Raw genomic sequence first — 17,928 nt, 5'->3', positions numbered from 1 at the left:
CCGACGGTAAAACCTCACATTGACGTCAGAGGCAAGGATGAGTGAGGCAGGTCATGCGGATCGGGGAGCTCGCCCGCGGCGCGGGGGTCAGCGTGCGATCACTGCGCTACTACGAGGAGCAGGGACTGCTCACCGCCGAGCGCAGCGCGAGCGGCCAGCGGCACTACCCGGACGGGGCGGTCGACCGCGTCCGGCTGGTGCAGCAGCTCTACCAGGCGGGCCTGTCGTCGAGGACCATCGCCGAGCTCATGCCGTGCGTGGACGCGCACGAGAGCACCCCGGAGTCCCGCGCCCGGCTCGCCGCCGAGCGGGACCGCATCGACGCACAGATCCGGGAGCTCACCGAGACCCGGGACCGGTTGGACGCGGTCATCCGCGCGGCCACCGACCCGGCCCACCACTGCATCATCAGGTCGTGAGTGGCGATGGTCGCTCTGGCGACACCGTTCGTTCGCCCCGTCGCTGCGCTCCTGCCGACCCCCGGCCGCCACTCACGGGGTCAGCGGGCGAGGCGACGGCGGCGGGCGACCTCGGCGAGGACCACGCCGGTGGCCACCGAGGCGTTCAGCGACTCCACGGGCCCGGCCATCGGGATCGAGACCGTCACGTCGCAGGACTGGCGGACCAGCCGGGACAGGCCCTTGCCCTCCGACCCGGTCACGATCACCAGGGGGTCGGTGGCGAGGTCGAACTCGTCCAGCGTGACGTCGCCCTCCGCGTCGAGGCCCGCCACCATCAGCCCGGTCTGGGCGTACTCGCGCAGCGTCCGGGTGAGGTTCGTGGCGCGGGCGACCGGCAGCCGGGCGGCGGTCCCCGCCGAGGTCCGCCAGGCCACCGCGGTCATGCCCGCCGACCGCCGCTGCGGCACCACGACCCCGTGTCCGCCGAACGCGCTGACCGAGCGCACCACGGCGCCGAGGTTGCGCGGGTCCGTCACCCCGTCGAGGGCGACGATCAGCGCCGGGTTCCCGGAGTCCGTCGCCGCCTCCAGCAGCTCGTCCGGGTGGGCGTAGGAGTAGGGCGGGATCTGCAGCGCGATGCCCTGGTGCAGGGCACCCCCGGAGATCCGGTCCAGCTCGTTGCGCTCGACCTCGAGGATCGCCAGGCCCAGGTCCGCCGCGAGGTGCACCGACTCGGCCACCCGCTCGTCACCGGTGGAGCCGACGGCGACCCGCAGCGCCGTCGCGGGCACGCCCGCCCGCAGGCACTCGAGCACGGGGTTGCGCCCGAGCACGGTCTCCGGGACGTCCCCGTCCTGGGGTCGCCGACCGCCGCCGCGGCGGCCCGCGACCCGGTCCTTCGCGGCGGCCCGGCGCGCGGCGGGATGCCCCTTGCGCTCCGAGGCGCGCGGGGTGGGTCCCTTGCCCTCCAGCTGCTTGCGCCGCTGTCCGCCCGAGCCGACGACGGCGCCCTTCTTCGTGCCTTCCTTGCGCACCGCACCGCGGCGCTTGGAGTTGCCGGCCATGATCCCTTGCTCTTCGGTTGCTCAGTCGTCTTTGAGTGACCACGTGGGACCGTCGGCGCCGTCCTCGACGCTGATCCCCGCGGCCAGCAGGCGGTCGCGCACGGCGTCCGCCTCGGTGAAGTCCTTGGCCTTGCGCGCCGCCTGGCGGCGCTCCAACATCTCCTCGACCAGCGAGGACAGTGCGCCCACGGCCGCGGTGTCCGTGCCGCCCGCACGCCAGCGCGGGTCCAACGGGTCCACACCGAGCACCGCGGTCATCGCGCGGACCGCCTCGGCCGCGGCCAGGGCGGCCTTCCGGTCACCCTTGTCCAGGGCCGCGTTGCCGTCTCGCACCGTGGTGTGGACGACGGCGAGCCCGCCCGGCGTGCCCAGGTCGTCGTCGAGCACCGCGGCGAACTCCGCGGGCACCTCGTCCGCGATCTCCGGCGCGCCGATGCGCTCGGTCACCCGGTTCACGAACGACTCGATCCGGCGGTAGGCCGCCACGGCCTCCGACAGCGCCGCGTCCGAGTACTCGATCGCGGACCGGTAGTGCGGCCCCACCAGGTAGTACCGCAGCTCGACGCCGCGAACCCGCTGCAGCAGCGCGTCGATCGACAGGGTGTTGCCGAGCGACTTGGACATCTTCTCGCCGCCCATGGTGACCCAGGCGTTGTGCAGCCAGTAGTTCGCGAACGGGTCGCCCGCGGCCTGGGACTGGGCGCGCTCGTTCTCGTGGTGCGGGAACACCAGGTCCAGCCCGCCGCCGTGCAGGTCGAACTGCGGGCCGAGATAGGTGGTGGCCATGGCGGAGCACTCCAGGTGCCAGCCGGGCCTGCCCTCGCCCCACGGGGTGGGCCACGCGGGCTCACCGGGCTTGGCGCCCTTCCAGAGCGTGAAGTCCAGCGGGTCCCGCTTGGTGGCGGACTCGCCCTCGCCCTGGGCCACGTCGTCCACCTTCTGGCCGGACAGCTGCCCGTAGCCGGGGAAGGTGCGCACGGCGAAGTAGACGTCTCCCCCCGCGGCGTAGGCGTGCCCGCCCTCGATCAGCCGCTCGATGTAGGTGACCATCTGGGTGACGTGCCCGGTCGCCCGCGGCTCCAGGCTCGCGGGCAGGCAGCCCAGCGCGTCGTACGCCGCGGAGAAGGCCCGCTCGTGCGTGGCCGCCCACTCCCACCAGGGCCGACCCGCCTCGCTCGCCTTGCGGAGGATCTTGTCGTCGATGTCGGTGACGTTGCGGACCAGCGTGACGTCGTAGCCCCGCCGGGTCATCCACCGGCGCAGCACGTCGTAGTTCAGCGAGCTGCGCACGTGCCCGATGTGGGGCAGGCCCTGCACCGTGGCGCCACAGACGTACATCGACACGGCTCCGGCCCGCAGCGGCACGAAGTCGCGCTGCTTCCTGGTCAGGGTGTCGAAGAGTCGGACGCTCACCTCTACCAGAGTACGGACGCCCTGGTACCGGCACCGCGGCAGGTCTGCATCACATTCCTCCACGACGCCGGACGGTCCGCCCGGCACGCTGGGCGGCATGACGACCTACGAGCAGCTCCACCCCCGCCTCGTCGTCCGCGGCGCGGACGAGGCCATCGCGTTCTACCGGCGCGCCTTCGGTGCCGAGCTCGTCGAGCGCTACACCGCGCCGGACGGCACGGTGGTCCACGCCCTGCTGCGGGCGGGCGCCGCCGTCTGGGCGGTCAAGGACGCCGACGAGTACGACCCGCCGACGCCGACGATCCAGGCCCTCTACGTCTCCGACGCCGACGCCGTGGGCGCGGCCCTGGAGGCGGCGGGCGCCACCGTGCGGTTCCCGATCTCCGACCACCCCTACGGCGAACGCGGCGGCCGGTTCACCGACCCGTTCGGCCACCAGTGGATGGTGTCCCAGCGCACGGAGGACCTGACCCCGGAGGAGGTCCGGGAACGCACGCGGACGATGTTCGAGTCCTGAGCCTGCGCCCCTAGTGTCCCGAGCCCGGGAGGAGCAGGGCGGTCGCGATCGCCGCGATGCCCTCGCCGCGACCGGTCAGCCCCAGGCCGTCCGTCGTGGTGCCGCTCACGCTGACCGGCGCGTCCAGGACCTCGCCCAGGACCTTCTGGGCCTCGGCGCGCCGGGCGCCGATCTTGGGGTGGTTGCCGATGACCTGGACCGCGGCGTTGCCGACCCGCCAGCCGTCCGCGACGAGCAGGCGGTGCACCTCACCGAGCAGGGCGAGGCCGCTGGCGCCGGACCACTCCGGTCTGCCGGTGCCGAACACCGCGCCCAGGTCACCCAGGCCCGCGGCCGACAGCAGGGCGTCGCACAGGGCGTGGCAGGCGACGTCCCCGTCCGAGTGGCCCGCGCACCCGTCGACGCCCTCCCACCAGAGCCCGGCGATCCAGCACGGCCGCCCGGCCTCGACGGGATGGACGTCCGTCCCGATGCCCGTTCTCACGACCCCTCCAGCAGGAGCTCGGCGATGCGCAGGTCCCAGGCCGTGGTGACCTTGAAGGCCGCCGGATCGCCGGGAACGGTGTGCACGGTGCCGCCGACGCGTTCGACGAGACCGGCGTCGTCCGTGGCGACGGCGTCCACACCGGACTGGGCGTAGGCGGCCCGCAGCGTGTCGACGGTGAAGCCCTGCGGGGTCTGCACCGCGCGCAGCCGGGACCGGTCGACTGTGGACTCGACGTGCGAGCCGACGACCTGTTTCACCGTGTCCGCCAGGGGGAGCACGGGCACCACGGCCGGGTGGCCCGCGCGAACCGCCTCGACCACGGACGCGATCAACGCGGGCGGGGTGAGCGGGCGCGCCGCATCGTGCACGAGGACGATGTCGGCGTGACCTTCCGGGGTCGCCGCTCGTTCACCGCCGTGGGCAGCGCGGGCTTCGAGGGACTCCAGGGCACGGCGCACCGTCGCCGTGCGCTCGGCGCCGCCCACCAGCACCCGCACGGGGCGACCGGCGAGCAGCTCCTCGGCCTGGTCCACCAGGGGGGCGGGCACGGCGACGAGCACCTCGTCGACCACGCCGGACGCCAGCAGCCCGTCGACCGCGCGCACGACGATGGGCACGCCAGCCAACGGGACGAACGCCTTCGGCGCGCCCGCGCCGAGGCGGGTCCCCGAACCGGCGGCCGGGACGACCGCCGCGACGCTCACGCGTTGGTGGTGGCCAGCACCTCGTCGAGCAGGGCCTCGGCCCGCTCCTCGTCGGTGCCCTCGGCCAGCGCCAACTCGCTGACCAGGATCTGCCGCGCCTTGGCGAGCATCCGCTTCTCGCCTGCGGACAGCCCGCGGTCCTTCTCGCGGCGCCAGAGGTCACGCACGACCTCGGCCACCTTGTTGACGTCCCCCGACGCCAGCTTCTCCAGGTTCGCCTTGTACCGGCGGGACCAGTTCGTGGGCTCCTCGGTGTGCGGGGTGCGCAGCACCTCGAACACCTTGTCCAGCCCCTCCTGGCCCACGACGTCACGAACGCCGACGACCTCCGCGTTCTCCGCGGGGACGCGAACCGTCAGGTCACCCTGGGCGACCTTCAGGACGAGGTACTTGCGCTCCTCGCCCTTGATGGTCCTCGTCTCGATCGCCTCGATGAGCGCGGCACCGTGGTGCGGGTAGACGACGGTCTCTCCGACCTTGAAAACCATGTGTCCTCTGGCCCCTTTCGCTGGACCCAGGTTAACACGGCCGACCCACCCCTCGTCGGCCGGGATACCCCATCGTCGCAGGTCACGGGGTTGACATCTCGTCCAAAACGTGCACGTGGGGGGTGTGACACACCCCCGCGTGTGACGGATGCGCACCGAGTGCACGAACTGTCGGAGCCTCCCACTAGGCTGCACCCGCAAGTGCAGGCTTCCAGGAAGGACACCGCACCGTGAGCCGCGCGTCGTTGGTCGACAGAGCCACCACCCAGCGCACCCCCGCGCGACTCGTCCGCGTCCTCGCCGCCGTCGCCGTGGCCGGGGTCGCCCTGGCGGGCTGCGGTGCCGGCATGCAGGCCCAGACCTCGCAGCAGGTGGCGGCGGTGGCCGGCGCCAGCGCGAACGGCGGCGGCATCGCCGTGCGGAACGCCGAGATCGCCTACCCGGGCGGACTGTCCCCCGAGGCCGCGATCTACCCGGTCGGCGGCGTCGCCCCGGTCGAGATGGTCATCGTGAACCAGGGCGCGCAGACCGACCGCCTGGTCTCCGCCACCAGCCCGGCGGGCACCGTGACGATCACCGGCGAGCAGACCGTCGCCCCGGACATCTCGCTCGTCGCGGGCCAGGTCGCGGGCGCGCCCGGCGGCAAGCAGGTCACCATCGAGATCACGGGCCTGCGCGAGGACATCCTCTCGGGCCGCACGTACCCGCTCGTGCTCACGTTCGAGAAGGCGGGCCGCATCGAGGTCGGTCTCCCGGTGGCGAGCCCCACCGTCGCGCGCGTGGACCAGGCCCCCGAGGGCGGCGGCGGGCACTGAGTCCCACCCAGCGCCCTCGAGCCCGCACCACCTACACCTGCACGGAGTGCGGGCACCGCGCCGCCCAGTGGGTGGGCCGGTGCCCGAAGTGCCAGGCCTGGGGTTCGCTGATCGAGCAGGCGGCGCCCGTCACCCCGGCCAAGAAGGTCGCCGCGGGCGCGCCGAGCACGCCCGCCCGGCCGATCGCCGAGGTCGCGCTCGACACCGCCCGCGCCCGGCCGTCCGGCGTGGACGAGCTCGACCGGGTGCTGGGCGGCGGGCTGGTGCCCGGTGCGGTGGTGCTGCTGGCCGGTGAGCCCGGCGTCGGCAAGTCCACCCTGCTGCTCGAGGTGGCCGCCAAGGCGGCGGTCGCCCGCACCGTCCTCTACGTGACGGGTGAGGAGTCCGCGGGCCAGGTGCGGTTGCGCGCCGAGCGCACCGGCGCTCTGCACGACCGGCTCTACCTGGCCGCGGAGTCGGACCTGTCGGCGATCCTGGGCCACGTCGACCAGCTGCGGCCCGAGCTGCTGATCGTCGACTCGGTGCAGACCATGACCTCGCCGGAGGTCGACGGAACGCCGGGCGGGGTCACCCAGACCCGCGCCGTGACCGTCGCGCTCACCGCTCTGGCCAAGGAGCGCGGCCTGCCCGTGCTGCTGGTCGGGCACGTGACCAAGGACGGCACCATCGCAGGCCCCCGGGTGCTCGAGCACCTGGTCGACGTGGTGCTCGCGTTCGAGGGCGACAAGCACTCCACGCTGCGCATGGTCCGCGGCGTGAAGAACCGGTTCGGCCCCGCGGACGAGGTCGGCTGCTTCGAGCTGCGGGACGAGGGCATCGTCGGGCTGCCGGACCCCTCGGGGCTGTTCCTGGCCCGGTTCGGGGCCACCCAGGCCAGCGTGGTGCCCGGCACCGCCGTCACGGTCGTCATGGACGGGCGCAGGCCGCTGCTGGCCGAGGTGCAGGCGCTGGTCGCGAGCTCGCACATGCCCACCCCGCGCCGGGCGGTGAGCGGGCTCGACTCGAGCCGGGTGGCGATGCTGCTCGCGATCCTGGAGCGGCGCGGCGGGATCCGCCTGCAGGACTCCGAGGTCTACACCGCGACCGTCGGCGGGATGAAGGTCACCGAGCCCGCCGCGGACCTGGCGCTGGCCATGGCCGTGGCGAGCGCGAAGAACGACGTCGCGCTGCCACCGGATCTCATCGTGCTCGGCGAGCTGGGGCTGGCGGGCGAGGTGCGCCGCGTCTCGGGGCTGCGCCGCAGGCTGACCGAGGCCGCCCGGCTCGGCTTCACGCACGCCCTGATCCCCCCGGACAGCGACGCGGGCACCTCCGGCATGCGGATCACCGAGGTCGCGGACGTCACCCAGGTCCTGACCCGCATCAAGCGCTGAACCGGGCGTCGGCCCAGGCGGTGAGCGCGGCCGCGATCTCCGCCGGGCGGTCCTCCGGCGCGTGGTGCCCCGCCCGACCGCCGTGGACGACGGACAGGCGCGCCACGTGGTCGAGGCACCACCGCCGCAGCTCGGGACCGATCATCAGCGTCGGGGACCCCTCGAACGTCACCAGCAGCTTGGGCACGTCGCTCGTGGTCAGCCAGGGCTGGAACGCCGCGATCCGGTCGTGGACGTCCGCGGGCTCGCCGTCGAGCGGCAGCGACCGCGCCCACTCCAGGATCGGCCGTCTGCTCGGCGGGTCCGGGAACGGCGCACGGTAGGGCTCCAGGTCCGCCACCGGCGTGCAGACGCCACCGGTGAAGGCGGCGTCGACGAAGGCGGTCGACCCCAGCACGAACTCCTCGCCCCCGGGCCCGCGCACCACCTCCGCCCGGGCGCGCGGCGCCGCACCGAGGTCCGCCCACGTCATCGGTCGGATCACCGCCTCGAGGAACGCGACGCCGCGGACCCGCCCCGGGTGCCGGGCCGCGTGGTCGAAGGCGAGCGCTCCACCCCAGTCGTGACCGACGAGCACCACGTCGTCGAGCCCGAGGGCGTCGAACCACGCGTCGAGGTACCGGGCGTGGTCGGCGAACCGGTAGCCGATGTCCGGCTTGCCGGAGGCTCCCATGCCGATGAGGTCCGGCGCGAGCAGCCGCCCGGGCCCCATCCGCTCCAGCACTCCCCGCCACAGGTGCGAGGAGGCGGGATTGCCGTGCAGGAACACCCACGCCGGGCCCGTGCCGCGCTCCTCGTGGTGGATCACCGAGTCGAGAACCCTCGTGTCGGGCATCGCCACTCCATTCGTTAGTCCGACCAACGTTTGTCACACTAACGCTAGACTGCGGGACATGGAAGGAGCCGAACGGCTGCACGCGCTGCCCAGCCGCCTGCTGGGGCTCGCCGCCCTGCAGGCGGACCGGATCGTCGGCGAGGCCCTGGCGGGCACGGGGGCGCGGAAGTGGCACTACGCCGTGCTCGCCACGCTGGTCGACGACGGGCCCGCCGGCCAGGCCCGGCTCGCCGAGCGCAGCGGCATCTACCGCAGCGACCTCGTGGGCGTCCTGGCCGAGCTGGGCGCCGCGGGACACGTCGACCGCGTCCCGGACCCGACCGACCGGCGGCGCAACGTCGTGTCGGCCACGGCGGCGGGCGTCCGCAGACTCGCCGAGCTGGACGGGCTCGTCCAGGCCGCCCAGGAACGCCTGTTGGCCCCCCTCGACCGTGCACAGCGGGCTCAGCTCGTGAACCTGCTCCGCGCCCTCACCGGAGCAGGCGCTAGCCCCGGGGAGCGAGGGTGAAGAACGTCGGCCCGCTGATCTTGTCGGCCACCCTCGTCAGCAGCGTGTAGTCACCCGCGGGGAGGCGCGTGCGGGGCGCGGTGCAGCCGGGGTTCGAGGACAGCCCCGACCAGGTCACCGCGAAGGCGACGGGCTGCCCGGGCACCAGCGTCCGGAGGTCCTGTGTGGACGGGTTGACGCAGTCGTTGCTGGACCACAGCCGGTTCTGGATCGGCCGGTCCCACACGACGATCTCCTGCAGCGCGCCGTCGAGGTCGCGCACGCACGCCTGCCCCGAGATGTTGACGACCACCAGGCGGAGCACCGGCCGGTCGCCCACGGTGTGCTGCGGCGAGTCGATCTCGGCGCCGACGGCGATCATGTCGTTCGTGCAGGCGGGCGGGCCGGTGGCGGGCGCGGGCTCGGTCTCCAGGACGGGGACGGACTCGCGCGGGGTGTCGTCGGGCCGCTTGGACTCGTCCGTCGTGGGCTCGGGGGTCCCCTCGGCGAGGGGCGTGCCGGTTCCGTCCGGCGCCGTCGTGCCCGACGGCGGCGTGGTGCCCGCGGGGACGCCGGTCACCGACAGCGTGGGGTCCGGCTGCGCGGGATCGGACAGGGTCGTGACGGGCAGGCTGGTCGCGGTGGGATCGGCCAGCTCGGAACGGTGGGCGGCGGGGGTGGTGGCCTCGTCCTGCGGGCCGGGGTCGGACGGCAGCGCGGCGAGGGCCGCGGCGGTGAAGCCGGACGCGACGAAGAACCCGATCACACCCAGCAACGCGAGCCAGCGCCGCTTCCAGTAGACGTGCGCGGGCAGCGGTCCCACCGGCTCCCACATGTCACGCAGCGTAGATCGATGATTACTACACGTGGAGGGATGTCGCGCGGCGCGGCGCGGCCGTTCCACCGGTGTGGGGGACGGTACCGCGGGCGGAACCGCCCTGACGGAGGACGCTCCGGAGAGCGATGGCACGATCACCGCGTGACCTGCGTGACGCCCCCGCTCGCGGGACGCGCCGCGGACTGGTTCCGGGCCCAGGCCCGCGACCTGCCGTGGCGGCGCCCGGGGACCACCCCATGGGGTGTGCTGGTCAGCGAGTTCATGCTGCAGCAGACGCCGGTGGCCCGGGTCGCGCCGGTCTGGGAGCGGTGGATGGCCGAGTGGCCGACCCCGTCGGCGCTGGCCGCCGCCTCCCGCGCGGACGTCCTGCGCGCCTGGGGCAAGCTCGGCTACCCCCGCCGCGCGATGCGGCTGCATGCCGCCGCCGAGGCCATCGCGACCGAGCACGGCGACCGGGTGCCGTCCGATGTGGACGTCCTGGAGTCGTTGCCGGGCATCGGCTCCTACACCGCGCGGGCCGTGGCGGCGTTCGGCTACGGGCGGCGCGCCCCGGTCGTCGACACCAACGTCCGACGGGTGGTGGCGCGCGCCGTGCACGGCGCCGGGGACGCCGGCCCCGCGCGCACCAAGGCAGACCTCGCGGACGTCGACGCGCTCCTCCCCGAGTCCGACGCCGAGGCCGCCGTCGTGTCCGCGGCGCTGATGGAGCTCGGCGCCGTGGTCTGCACCGCGCGCACGCCCCACTGCACGCTCTGCCCGGTGCACGCCGACTGCGCCTGGGTGGCGGCGGGCTGCCCGGAGTACACCGGGCCGCGGCGTCCGGTGCAGGGCTTCGCGGGCACCGACCGCCAGGTCCGGGGCAAGCTGCTGGACGTGTTGCGGGCCGCCGAGGACCCCGTCGAGAAGCCCGCGCTCGACGCCGTGTGGTCCGACGGGCCGCAGCGAGACCGCTGTCTGGACTCACTGCTGGTCGACGGGCTGGCCGAACAGACCACGGACGGCAGGTTCGTACTGGGCGGCACCATGCCGGGTGCGAGAGACTGAGCCGGTACAGGACCAGGGGAGCTCGATGGCGCAGATCGTCCGGTTCCGGCTCGACATGGCCGCGGAGGACCGCGTGCTCGCCATGCGCAAAGTGCTGCAGGACCACGGCCTGCGCATCCCGCACGAGCTGCCGACGGTGACCTTCGCCGCGGCCGCCCAGATCCCCGCCGTCGCGCGGGTCCAGCTGACCGAGGCGCTGCGCGGACTGTCGCTGCCCGCCCTCTGGCTGGCCACCCTCGGCTCGGTCGCGGGCCACGACGACGATCTCGTGCTCTCCGCGATCGTCGACACCGAGCTACTGGCCGTGCACAGCGCGGTGCACGACGCGCTGGCCGGGAAGGTCAAGTCCCCCTTCGGTTCCTACCTCCCGGGCGCCTGGCTGCCGCACGTGGTCCTCGCCCACGACAAACCGGCCGAGGCCTTCACCCTGCTGCACCCGATCCGCCCCGTCCGCGCGGCGATCGAGGCCGTGGAGATCGCCGACACCCGAGACGGCACCGCGGAACCACTCTTCGCCGACTGACCGGCCCCCGCCGAACGGCGCGGTGGTTCAGGGCGCGGCGACCACCTGCTCCAGGAAGGGCACCAGGGCGTCGAGGAAGGCCGTCTCGTGCGCGTGCGCCAGATGGCCCGTGCCCGGCAGGACCGCGCGCTCCGCACCGGGGATCCGGGCCGCCGTCTCGGCGCCCTGCCCGGCCGGGACGATCGACTCCTCGGCCTCCAGCAGCAGCGTGGGGCAGCGGATCGCCTCGGCGGCGGACCAGAAGTCCCGGCGCACCCACTCCCCCGCGATCTCCGCGGCGTTCGCGACGCGGGTCAGCAGGTGGAAGCCGTCCGCCCGCTCCTCGCAGCACTCGGCCATGTAGTCGCCGAACTCCGGCCGCGGATGCCCGAAGGCCTCGCGCACCGCGGCCAGCGACGGGAAGGGCTGCGGGATCGCGCCGAACCACGCCGCCATGTCCCCCATCCACCGCGGCGACACGCCGGTCAGGTCGCAGGACATGTCCTCCACCACCAGACCCCGCACCAGCTCCGGCCGCGTCGCGGCGAGGACCAGGGCGTGCAGCCCGCCCATGGAGTGCCCGACGACCACGCCGGGGCCGAGGGGCTCGAGGACCTCGGCGGCATCCTCCGCCATCCGGTCCACCGTCCACGGGCCCCCGGCCTGCGACCGGCCGTGCCCGCGGGCGTCGAGGGCGACGACGCGGCCGTACGCGGTCAGCCTGCGCGCGAGCGACCACCAGGTCGTGGCCCGGCCCATGAGCCCGTGCAGCAGCAGGATCGGGGTGCCCGCGCCGCCGAACTCGACGACTGCGAGGTACGTCCCGTCGGACGTGCGCACAGACCTCCGCATCGGCTGGAACAATAGCGCCATGGCCGTCGTGAAGATCAACGCAATCCATGTGCCCGAGAACGCGGGCCCCGAACTGGAGAAGCGGTTCGCCGCCCGGAAGCACGCGGTGGACAGCCAGCCCGGTTTCCTCGGCTTCCAGCTCCTGCGCCCGGTCAAGGGCGACACCCGCTACTTCGTCGTCACCACCTGGGAGTCGGACGAGGCGTTCGAGGCCTGGCGCAGCGGACCCGCCGTCGAGGCGCACGCGGGCTCCCGCGCGCCGGACGCGGGCGGCAAGCCGGTCGCGTCCGGCGCGGACCTGCTCGAGTTCGAGGTCGTGGATCTCTGAGTCTCGACACCGCCGCCGCGCACCTGCGTGCGGCCGGCGCCCTGCTGATCTGCGCGGGCGCCGGCATGGGCGTCGACTCGGGGCTGCCGGACTTCCGCGGCACCGAGGGGTTCTGGCGCGCCTACCCGCCGTACGAGCGCCTCGGGCTGCGGTTCGAGGAGCTCGCCGATCCCGTCCACTTCGCGGACGACCCGGCGCTGGCCTGGGGCTTCTACGGGCACCGGCTCGCGCTGTACCGGAAGACGGTGCCGCACGCGGGGTTCGAGATCCTGCGCCGGTGGGCCGAGCGCTACCCGACGTGGGTGTTCACCAGCAACGTCGACGGGCAGTTCCAGGTCGCCGGCTTCGACCGCGTCGCGGAGGTGCACGGCTCCATCCACCACCTGCAGTGCCTGCAGGGTTGCGGGCAGGAGATCTGGCCCGCGGGCGAGGTTCCCGAGATCGACCCGGAGACGATGCGGGCGGTCGGCCCGCTCCCCGCCTGCCCGAGCTGCGGGGCGTTGGCCAGGCCGAACATCCTGATGTTCGGGGACTGGGAGTGGGACCCGGCGCGTTCGGGCCCCGATCTGCAGCGGCTCCACGAATGGATCCGCGGGCACCGGCGCGAGCTGGCCGTCGTCGAGATCGGGGCGGGTACCGCCGTGCCCACCGTGCGCCGCGAGGCCGAGCTGGCCAGCGCGGCGTCCGGCAGGCTGGTGCGGATCAACGTCCGCGAGCCCCAGGTCCGGGACCCGCGCGGCGTCGGGATCGCGCAGGGGGCCGAGTCCACCCTCCGAGAACTCGACACCCTCCTGTGAGTGGCGATAGTCGCCATGGCGACTATCGCCACTCACGGGTCACCCGAGCTGCGCGTACTCCTCGTCGGTGAAGATGCGGCTGCGGATCAGGAACCGGACGCCCTCCGGCGCCTCGACCGAGAACCCGCTCCCGCGACCCTTCACCACGTCGACGGTGAGGTGGGTGTGCTTCCAGTACTCGTACTGCGAGGCGGACATGTAGAAGCCGATCGGCTTCGCCAGGCCCTCGACGGTCAGGTCGCCCAGGTGGACGTCCTGACCGCCGATCTTGAAGTCCCCGTCCGGGTAGCACATGGGCGCGCTGCCGTCGCAGCACCCGCCGGACTGGTGGAACATCAGCGGGCCGTGGATGTCCGTGAGCTTCCGGAGGAGCTCCTCCGCGGTCTCGGTCAGTGCGACCCGCTCGACCATCAGAAGAAGCCCTGGGCGTTCTGCGAGTAGCTGACCAGCAGGTTCTTCGTCTGCTGGTAGTGGTCCAGCATCATCTTGTGGTTCTCGCGCCCGATGCCGGACTGCTTGTAGCCGCCGAACGCCGCGTGGGCCGGGTAGGCGTGGTAGTTGTTCACCCACACCCGGCCCGCCTGGATGTCCCGACCGGCGCGGTAGGCCACGCTCCCGTCGCGGGACCAGACGCCGGCACCGAGGCCGTAGAGCGTGTCGTTGGCGATCTTCAGGGCGTCGTCGTAGTCCTCGAAGCGCGCCACGGAGACGACCGGTCCGAAGATCTCCTCCTGGAAGACCCGCATCGCGTTGTTGCCCTCGAGGACCGTCGGGTTGATGTAGTACCCGCCGGACAGCTCGCCGCCGAGGTCGGCCCGGTCCCCACCGGTGAGGACCTTCGCGCCCTCCTGGCGGCCGATGTCGATGTAGCTCAGGATCTTCTCGAACTGGTCGTTCGACGCCTGGGCACCGATCATCGTGTCGGTGTCGAGCGGGTGCCCCTGCTTGATCTGCTCGGTCCGCTTGACCGCCTGCTGCAGGAACTCGTCGTAGATGCCGCCCTGGATCAGCGCGCGGCTCGGGCAGGTGCAGACCTCGCCCTGGTTGAGCGCGAACATCGCGAAGCCCTCGAGCGCCTTGTCGTAGAAGGCGTCGTTGGCCTGGGCGACGTCGTTGAAGAAGATGTTCGGGCTCTTGCCGCCGAGCTCCAGGGTGACCGGGATCAGGTTCTCCGAGGCGTACTGGGAGATCAGGCGACCGGTCGTGGTCTCACCGGTGAAGGCGATCTTGCGGATGCGGTTGCTGGAGGCCAGCGGCTTGCCCGCCTCGACGCCGAACCCGTTGACGATGTTGAGGACGCCCGGGGGCAGCAGGTCGGCGACCGTCTCGAGCAGCACGTGGATCGACGCCGGGGTCTGCTCCGCGGGCTTGAGGACGACCGCGTTGCCCGCCGCGAGGGCGGGTGCGAGCTTCCAGATCGCCATCAGGATCGGGAAGTTCCACGGGATGATCTGACCGACCACGCCCAGCGGCTCGTGGAAGTGGTAGGCGACGGTGTCCTCGTCGATCTGCGAGATGCTGCCCTCCTGGGCGCGCACCGCGCCCGCGAAGTACCGCAGGTGGTCGATCGCGAGGGGGATGTCCGCGGCGAGGGTCTCGCGGACCGCCTTGCCGTTCTCCCAGGACTCGGCGACGGCGATCTTCTCGAGGTTGGCCTCGATGCGGTCGGCCATCTTGTTGAGGATGTTGGCGCGCTCGGTGACGGAGGTCTTGCCCCAGGCGGGCGCGGCGGCGTGGGCCGCGTCGAGCGCCTTCTCGACGTCCTCCGCGGTGCCGCGCGCGACCTCGGTGAACGTCTGACCCGTGATGGGCGTGGGGTTCTCGAAGTACTGCCCCTTCACCGGTGCCACGTACTCGCCACCGATGTAGTGGTCGTAGCGCGGCTTGAACGTGACGACGCTGTCCGGCTGTCCGGGGTTGGCGTACTTGGCCATGTCCGTCCTTCCACATCTTTGGGTCCAGCTCGTGACGATGCACAGTAGGAAGGGAGGGGTTGCAGCCGCGTTGCACGCAGATGCGGGCCCCTCCATTCGGACAGTCCGAACAGGCGGAGCAGAGTCAGGGTTGCCTGTCCTAGTAGATCGGAGGACGATCACGGGGTGACCGACGGCGTCCGGGACCTGGTCTCCGCATCGTGGCGGCGGTCGGTGGCGGCCGACGTCGATCCCGAGCGTGGGCTCCCACCGCTCGTGTACGCCCGGCGGGAGGTCGCCGAGCTGCGCGCCGGGCACCCGCTCGCCGAAGCGTTCCCGCTGCTCCAGGAGACCCTCGTCCGGATCGCCGACGAGGCCGAGCACATGATGGTCGTGACGGATGCGCAGGGGCTGGTCCTGTGGCGCGAGGGACACCGGACGGTGCTGCACCGCGCGGAGGACGCCGGGCTCGTCGAGGGCACCCGCTGGAGCGAGGAGACCATCGGCACCAACGCCGTGGGCACCGCGCTGGCCGAGGACCGGGCCCTGCAGATCCACGCCGGTGAGCACCACGTGCGGGCCTACCACTACTGGACCTGCGCGGCGGCGCCCATCCACTCCCCCGACACCGGCGAGGTGATCGGGATCGTGGACGTGACCGGCCCCGCCACCGGCTTCCACCCGACGACGTTGGCGCTGGTCAACGCCGCCGCGAAGCTCGCCGAGAAGCACCTGGAGGCGCGTGCCGCGCTCCGCGACGAACGGCTGCTCAGCCGCAACCTCCCCCACCTGCTCGGGCTGGGGGACCAGGCCGGGGCGTTGCTGAGTCCCCACGGCCGCGTCCTCGCCGCACAGCCGGACGGCTGGTTGCGCGAGCCGGTGGACCTCGGCCCGGCCCCGACGGACGGGATGCGGGTGGCGCTCGGGCCGCTCGGGGAGGGCGTCGTCGAGCAGCTGGCCGAGGGGTACCTGCTGCGGCTGCGCCGCGCCGCGCCCCGGCGCGCCACGCTCGCCCTGCGCTTCCTCGGCGGCGACCGGCCGCACGGCCGGCTCGACGGCCGCCGCATCCGGCTGTCGCTGCGCCACGCCGAGCTGCTCACCCTGCTCGTCCTGCATCCGGACGGGCTCACCGCCGACGGGCTCGCCACCCTCCTCTACGGGGACACCGGGAAGGCGGTCACGATCCGCGCCGAGATGCACCGCCTGCGCCTGCAGCTCACGCCCGGCCTGGTCCGCACCCAGCCCTACCGGCTGGACGCCACCGTGGAGGCGGACTTCCAGACGGTGCGCGAGGCGCTGCGGGCGGGTCGGGTGCGCGACGCCGCCGCCCTGCACCGCGGCGAGCTCCTGCCCGCCTCGGAGGCCCCGGCGGTGCGCGAGGAGCGGGACTCCCTCGCCGTCGCGGTGCGCTCGGCGGTCCTGCGCAGCGCGGACGTCGAGGCGCTCGGCAGCTACCGGCGCTCCGAGCCGGGTCGGCTCGACACGGAGGCCCGGGAGCGGCTGGACGCCCTGCTCCCGCCCGACGACGCGCGGCGCCCACCCCCGGGCTGACCCCTCGGCCGGTCAGCGGCCTGCCGGGCCGGGGTCCTCGTCGAGGTGGTCGGGGATGCCGTCGTCGTCGGTGTCCGGGAGGCGCGGGTCGCCCTGGCCCGCGCGGACCGCCTCCAGCTGCGCCGCGAGGGCCACGCCCGCGAGCAGCGCGATGCCCGTGACGTTCGCCCAGAGCAGCAACGCCATCACCGCGGTGAGCGGGCCGTAGGTCTCGTCGAAGTTCGCGCCGAGCACCACGTAGGCGGCCAGCAGGCCGGAGCCCGCCAACCAGGCGAGGACCGTGACCGCCGCACCCACCGCGAGCCAGCTCAGGCCCGGCTGGCGGCGGCGCGGGGCGAACCGGAGCAGGGCCGTGACCGCGACGACGAGCGCGAGCAGACCGACCGGCCACCGCAGGACGTCCCAGAACTCCTCGGCGACGTCCCCCCAGCGGTAGACCTGCTCCATCGCCTCCCCGAACGGCTCCCCCGCGACGATCAGCAGCAGCCCCACCGCCATCGCGACGCCCGCCGTGGCGGTGAGCAGCGCCGCGCGGCCGTACTTCTGCAGCGCCGGGCGGTCCCGCTCGGTGCCGTAGATGCGGTTCGCCCCGCGCTCGAGCTGGGCGAACGCGCTCGTCGCCGCGGCGAAGGCGGTCCCCAACGCCGCGATCACGACGATCAGGCCACGCCGCCGGTCCCCCTCGACCGCCCGCCCGACGAGCTCGTCGCTCGTCCCGGGCGAGACGGCCACGACGGTCCGGGCGACCACCTCGGCGAAGGACTCGACGCCGAGGGCGGTGGCCAGCCCGGCGCCCGCGATGACGAGCGGCACCGCGGCGAGCGCGAGCTGCAGGGCGAAGGCGCGGGCGTGGGAGAAGCCGTCGCCGTACCGGAACCGGACGAACCCCGTGCCCAGCAGGTGCCGCAGGCCGTAGCGGCGGACGGTGTGCCAGGCGTCGTCCGCCGAGAGGGCCTCGCCGGACATCAGCTCGGTCTCGGGGACCGCCCGGACCGAGCTCATGACACCTGGACGGCGTCCACGACGAAGACGAGGGTCTCGTTGGGCGCGATACCGCGGCCGCCCGGCCCGTACGCCTTGTCCGGCGGGATGACCAGCAGCCTGCGGCCGCCCTCGCGCATGCCGACCACACCCTCGTTCCAGCCGTCGATGACCGGGGCGTCCCCCACGTTCTCCAGGGGGAAGGTCTCGCCGCGGAACCAGGAGGCGTCGAGCTCCCGCTTGTCCGACCAGGTGACGAGGTCGTACTGGGTCTGCACGGTGGAGCCGAGGACGACCTCGGGACCGCTGCCGACCACGAGGTCCTTGCTCAGGAGCTGCGGGGGCGGGGTGCAGGTGTCCGGCACGGTGATCGTCGGCTTGGTGCCCGGATCCCCCGCCACCCCGATGTCGTCCACCGTGCAGACGGGGCGAGGTGCCGGTGCCGCGGCGGGCTGGGGCGCCGGGGAGGAACAGGCCGCCAGAACGACGAGCAGGCCGAGGACGGCGAGGGAGCGCATGGAGCCGACCTTAGAGACGC

Annotated in this window: 22 protein-coding genes; 10 read left to right on the top strand and 12 right to left on the bottom strand. The window is 73.5% G+C overall.

Going from position 1 to position 17,928, the window contains the following annotated elements:
• Positions 1-53: 53 nt before the first annotated feature.
• A complete protein-coding gene (locus tag L3X23_RS27730) occupies positions 54-419 on the top strand; it encodes a MerR family transcriptional regulator (protein WP_237198137.1) in 366 nt (121 codons plus the stop codon).
• A gap of 80 nt (positions 420-499) precedes the next feature.
• Here the strand turns inward: L3X23_RS27730 and rlmB are convergent, their stop codons facing one another.
• Entirely contained in the window at positions 500-1,465 is a 966-nt protein-coding gene (rlmB, locus tag L3X23_RS27725) for a 23S rRNA (guanosine(2251)-2'-O)-methyltransferase RlmB (RefSeq protein ID WP_093083030.1), read from the bottom strand.
• Between the two features lie 21 nt (positions 1,466-1,486).
• Positions 1,487-2,878 (bottom strand): cysteine--tRNA ligase, encoded by a 1,392-nt coding sequence (cysS, locus tag L3X23_RS27720; protein WP_237195743.1) that lies wholly within the window; start codon positions 2,876-2,878, stop codon positions 1,487-1,489.
• A 97-nt stretch (positions 2,879-2,975) separates the two neighbouring features.
• Here cysS and L3X23_RS27715 point away from each other — a divergent pair, with 97 nt between their 5' ends.
• Positions 2,976-3,395: a glyoxalase/bleomycin resistance/extradiol dioxygenase family protein gene (locus tag L3X23_RS27715; protein WP_237195741.1), complete on the top strand. Its 420-nt coding sequence runs from the start codon at positions 2,976-2,978 to the stop codon at positions 3,393-3,395.
• A 10-nt stretch (positions 3,396-3,405) separates the two neighbouring features.
• Here the strand turns inward: L3X23_RS27715 and ispF are convergent, their stop codons facing one another.
• The 3 genes from ispF to L3X23_RS27700 are packed head-to-tail and all read right to left on the bottom strand — an operon-like array spanning position 3,406 to position 5,074.
• Positions 3,406-3,879 carry a 2-C-methyl-D-erythritol 2,4-cyclodiphosphate synthase gene (gene ispF, locus L3X23_RS27710; RefSeq protein WP_237195739.1) on the bottom strand — a complete coding sequence of 158 codons (474 nt, stop codon included), beginning with the start codon at positions 3,877-3,879 and terminating at the stop codon, positions 3,406-3,408.
• The gene (gene ispD / locus L3X23_RS27705; RefSeq protein ID WP_237195737.1) at positions 3,876-4,586 is read right to left on the bottom strand and encodes a 2-C-methyl-D-erythritol 4-phosphate cytidylyltransferase; all 711 of its coding nucleotides are present in this window, start codon (positions 4,584-4,586) and stop codon (positions 3,876-3,878) included. Before ispD ends, ispF begins: the two co-directional genes overlap by 4 nt.
• Complete coding sequence (locus L3X23_RS27700; protein WP_093083048.1) at positions 4,583-5,074, bottom strand: CarD family transcriptional regulator; 492 nt, start codon at positions 5,072-5,074, stop codon at positions 4,583-4,585. Before L3X23_RS27700 ends, ispD begins: the two co-directional genes overlap by 4 nt.
• Positions 5,075-5,304: 230 nt before the next feature.
• Between L3X23_RS27700 and L3X23_RS27695 the strand changes: the two genes are divergently transcribed.
• A complete protein-coding gene (locus tag L3X23_RS27695; RefSeq protein ID WP_237195736.1) occupies positions 5,305-5,889 on the top strand; it encodes a copper chaperone PCu(A)C in 585 nt (194 codons plus the stop codon).
• A gap of 71 nt (positions 5,890-5,960) precedes the next feature.
• Positions 5,961-7,262, top strand: a complete 1,302-nt coding sequence (gene radA, locus L3X23_RS27690) for a DNA repair protein RadA (protein WP_237195734.1) — start codon at positions 5,961-5,963, stop codon at positions 7,260-7,262.
• Here radA and L3X23_RS27685 read toward each other — a convergent pair.
• Positions 7,252-8,097: a haloalkane dehalogenase gene (locus L3X23_RS27685; protein ID WP_237195733.1), complete on the bottom strand. Its 846-nt coding sequence runs from the start codon at positions 8,095-8,097 to the stop codon at positions 7,252-7,254. The genes radA and L3X23_RS27685 overlap by 11 nt on opposite strands.
• 58 nt (positions 8,098-8,155) lie before the next feature.
• On the opposite strand from L3X23_RS27685, the gene L3X23_RS27680 reads away from it, so the two are divergent.
• The gene (locus tag L3X23_RS27680) at positions 8,156-8,605 is read left to right on the top strand and encodes a MarR family winged helix-turn-helix transcriptional regulator (RefSeq protein WP_237195732.1); all 450 of its coding nucleotides are present in this window, start codon (positions 8,156-8,158) and stop codon (positions 8,603-8,605) included.
• Here L3X23_RS27680 and L3X23_RS27675 read toward each other — a convergent pair.
• Entirely contained in the window at positions 8,583-9,419 is an 837-nt protein-coding gene (locus tag L3X23_RS27675; protein WP_093083061.1) for a hypothetical protein, read from the bottom strand. The two genes, L3X23_RS27680 and L3X23_RS27675, sit on opposite strands and share 23 nt — an antisense overlap.
• Before the next feature lie 144 nt (positions 9,420-9,563).
• Between L3X23_RS27675 and L3X23_RS27670 the strand changes: the two genes are divergently transcribed.
• The gene (locus tag L3X23_RS27670; RefSeq protein WP_308116948.1) at positions 9,564-10,466 is read left to right on the top strand and encodes an A/G-specific adenine glycosylase; all 903 of its coding nucleotides are present in this window, start codon (positions 9,564-9,566) and stop codon (positions 10,464-10,466) included.
• 25 nt (positions 10,467-10,491) lie between these two features.
• Entirely contained in the window at positions 10,492-10,989 is a 498-nt protein-coding gene (locus tag L3X23_RS27665) for a 2'-5' RNA ligase family protein (RefSeq protein WP_237195731.1), read from the top strand.
• A gap of 27 nt (positions 10,990-11,016) precedes the next feature.
• Here L3X23_RS27665 and L3X23_RS27660 read toward each other — a convergent pair whose 3' ends face one another.
• Positions 11,017-11,820: an alpha/beta fold hydrolase gene (locus L3X23_RS27660; RefSeq protein WP_237195730.1), complete on the bottom strand. Its 804-nt coding sequence runs from the start codon at positions 11,818-11,820 to the stop codon at positions 11,017-11,019.
• A gap of 19 nt (positions 11,821-11,839) precedes the next feature.
• On the opposite strand from L3X23_RS27660, the gene L3X23_RS27655 reads away from it, so the two are divergent.
• Both L3X23_RS27655 and L3X23_RS27650 read left to right on the top strand, forming a co-directional pair.
• Positions 11,840-12,148, top strand: coding sequence for an antibiotic biosynthesis monooxygenase (locus L3X23_RS27655; RefSeq protein WP_093083080.1), 309 nt, complete (start codon positions 11,840-11,842; stop codon positions 12,146-12,148).
• Positions 12,145-12,945, top strand: coding sequence for an NAD-dependent deacetylase (locus L3X23_RS27650; protein ID WP_374205009.1), 801 nt, complete (start codon positions 12,145-12,147; stop codon positions 12,943-12,945). Before L3X23_RS27655 ends, L3X23_RS27650 begins: the two co-directional genes overlap by 4 nt.
• A 39-nt stretch (positions 12,946-12,984) precedes the next feature.
• Here the strand turns inward: L3X23_RS27650 and L3X23_RS27645 are convergent, their stop codons facing one another.
• Positions 12,985-13,356, bottom strand: a complete 372-nt coding sequence (locus L3X23_RS27645) for a DUF779 domain-containing protein (protein WP_237195728.1) — start codon at positions 13,354-13,356, stop codon at positions 12,985-12,987.
• Positions 13,356-14,879 carry an aldehyde dehydrogenase family protein gene (locus tag L3X23_RS27640; protein ID WP_237195727.1) on the bottom strand — a complete coding sequence of 508 codons (1,524 nt, stop codon included), beginning with the start codon at positions 14,877-14,879 and terminating at the stop codon, positions 13,356-13,358. Before L3X23_RS27640 ends, L3X23_RS27645 begins: the two co-directional genes overlap by 1 nt.
• A gap of 165 nt (positions 14,880-15,044) precedes the next feature.
• Between L3X23_RS27640 and L3X23_RS27635 the strand changes: the two genes are divergently transcribed.
• The gene (locus L3X23_RS27635; RefSeq protein WP_237195726.1) at positions 15,045-16,409 is read left to right on the top strand and encodes a GAF domain-containing protein; all 1,365 of its coding nucleotides are present in this window, start codon (positions 15,045-15,047) and stop codon (positions 16,407-16,409) included.
• 12 nt (positions 16,410-16,421) lie between these two features.
• Here the strand turns inward: L3X23_RS27635 and L3X23_RS27630 are convergent, their stop codons facing one another.
• Both L3X23_RS27630 and L3X23_RS27625 read right to left on the bottom strand, forming a co-directional pair.
• On the bottom strand, positions 16,422-17,411 hold the full coding sequence (locus L3X23_RS27630) for a YihY/virulence factor BrkB family protein (protein WP_093083102.1): 990 nt from the start codon (positions 17,409-17,411) through the stop codon (positions 16,422-16,424).
• Positions 17,408-17,908, bottom strand: a complete 501-nt coding sequence (locus tag L3X23_RS27625) for an FKBP-type peptidyl-prolyl cis-trans isomerase (protein ID WP_237195725.1) — start codon at positions 17,906-17,908, stop codon at positions 17,408-17,410. The genes L3X23_RS27630 and L3X23_RS27625 overlap by 4 nt, the downstream gene beginning before the upstream one ends.
• Between the last annotated feature and the right edge of the window lie 20 nt (positions 17,909-17,928).

It is taken from the genome of Pseudonocardia sp. WMMC193 (genome assembly GCF_021728735.1).
Classification (GTDB): Bacteria; Actinomycetota; Actinomycetes; order Mycobacteriales; family Pseudonocardiaceae; genus Pseudonocardia; species Pseudonocardia oroxyli.
The sequence above is the reverse complement of the archived record's forward strand: the minus strand, read 5'-3'. Positions and strand labels throughout refer to the sequence as shown.

What these genes read in the sequence shown, in the direction of transcription:
- L3X23_RS27730 (WP_237198137.1), top strand. Translation starts at nt 54, where the DNA reads ATGCGGATCGGGGAGCTCGCCCGCGGCGCGGGGGTCAGCGTGCGATCA.
- rlmB (WP_093083030.1), bottom strand. Translation starts at nt 1,465, where the DNA reads ATGGCCGGCAACTCCAAGCGCCGCGGTGCGGTGCGCAAGGAAGGCACG.
- L3X23_RS27715 (WP_237195741.1), top strand. Translation starts at nt 2,976, where the DNA reads ATGACGACCTACGAGCAGCTCCACCCCCGCCTCGTCGTCCGCGGCGCG.
- L3X23_RS27700 (WP_093083048.1), bottom strand. Translation starts at nt 5,074, where the DNA reads ATGGTTTTCAAGGTCGGAGAGACCGTCGTCTACCCGCACCACGGTGCC.
- L3X23_RS27685 (WP_237195733.1), bottom strand. Translation starts at nt 8,097, where the DNA reads ATGCCCGACACGAGGGTTCTCGACTCGGTGATCCACCACGAGGAGCGC.
- L3X23_RS27680 (WP_237195732.1), top strand. Translation starts at nt 8,156, where the DNA reads ATGGAAGGAGCCGAACGGCTGCACGCGCTGCCCAGCCGCCTGCTGGGG.
- L3X23_RS27675 (WP_093083061.1), bottom strand. Translation starts at nt 9,419, where the DNA reads ATGTGGGAGCCGGTGGGACCGCTGCCCGCGCACGTCTACTGGAAGCGG.
- L3X23_RS27665 (WP_237195731.1), top strand. Translation starts at nt 10,492, where the DNA reads ATGGCGCAGATCGTCCGGTTCCGGCTCGACATGGCCGCGGAGGACCGC.
- L3X23_RS27660 (WP_237195730.1), bottom strand. Translation starts at nt 11,820, where the DNA reads ATGCGGAGGTCTGTGCGCACGTCCGACGGGACGTACCTCGCAGTCGTC.
- L3X23_RS27655 (WP_093083080.1), top strand. Translation starts at nt 11,840, where the DNA reads ATGGCCGTCGTGAAGATCAACGCAATCCATGTGCCCGAGAACGCGGGC.
- L3X23_RS27645 (WP_237195728.1), bottom strand. Translation starts at nt 13,356, where the DNA reads ATGGTCGAGCGGGTCGCACTGACCGAGACCGCGGAGGAGCTCCTCCGG.
- L3X23_RS27640 (WP_237195727.1), bottom strand. Translation starts at nt 14,879, where the DNA reads ATGGCCAAGTACGCCAACCCCGGACAGCCGGACAGCGTCGTCACGTTC.
- L3X23_RS27630 (WP_093083102.1), bottom strand. Translation starts at nt 17,411, where the DNA reads ATGAGCTCGGTCCGGGCGGTCCCCGAGACCGAGCTGATGTCCGGCGAG.
- L3X23_RS27625 (WP_237195725.1), bottom strand. Translation starts at nt 17,908, where the DNA reads ATGCGCTCCCTCGCCGTCCTCGGCCTGCTCGTCGTTCTGGCGGCCTGT.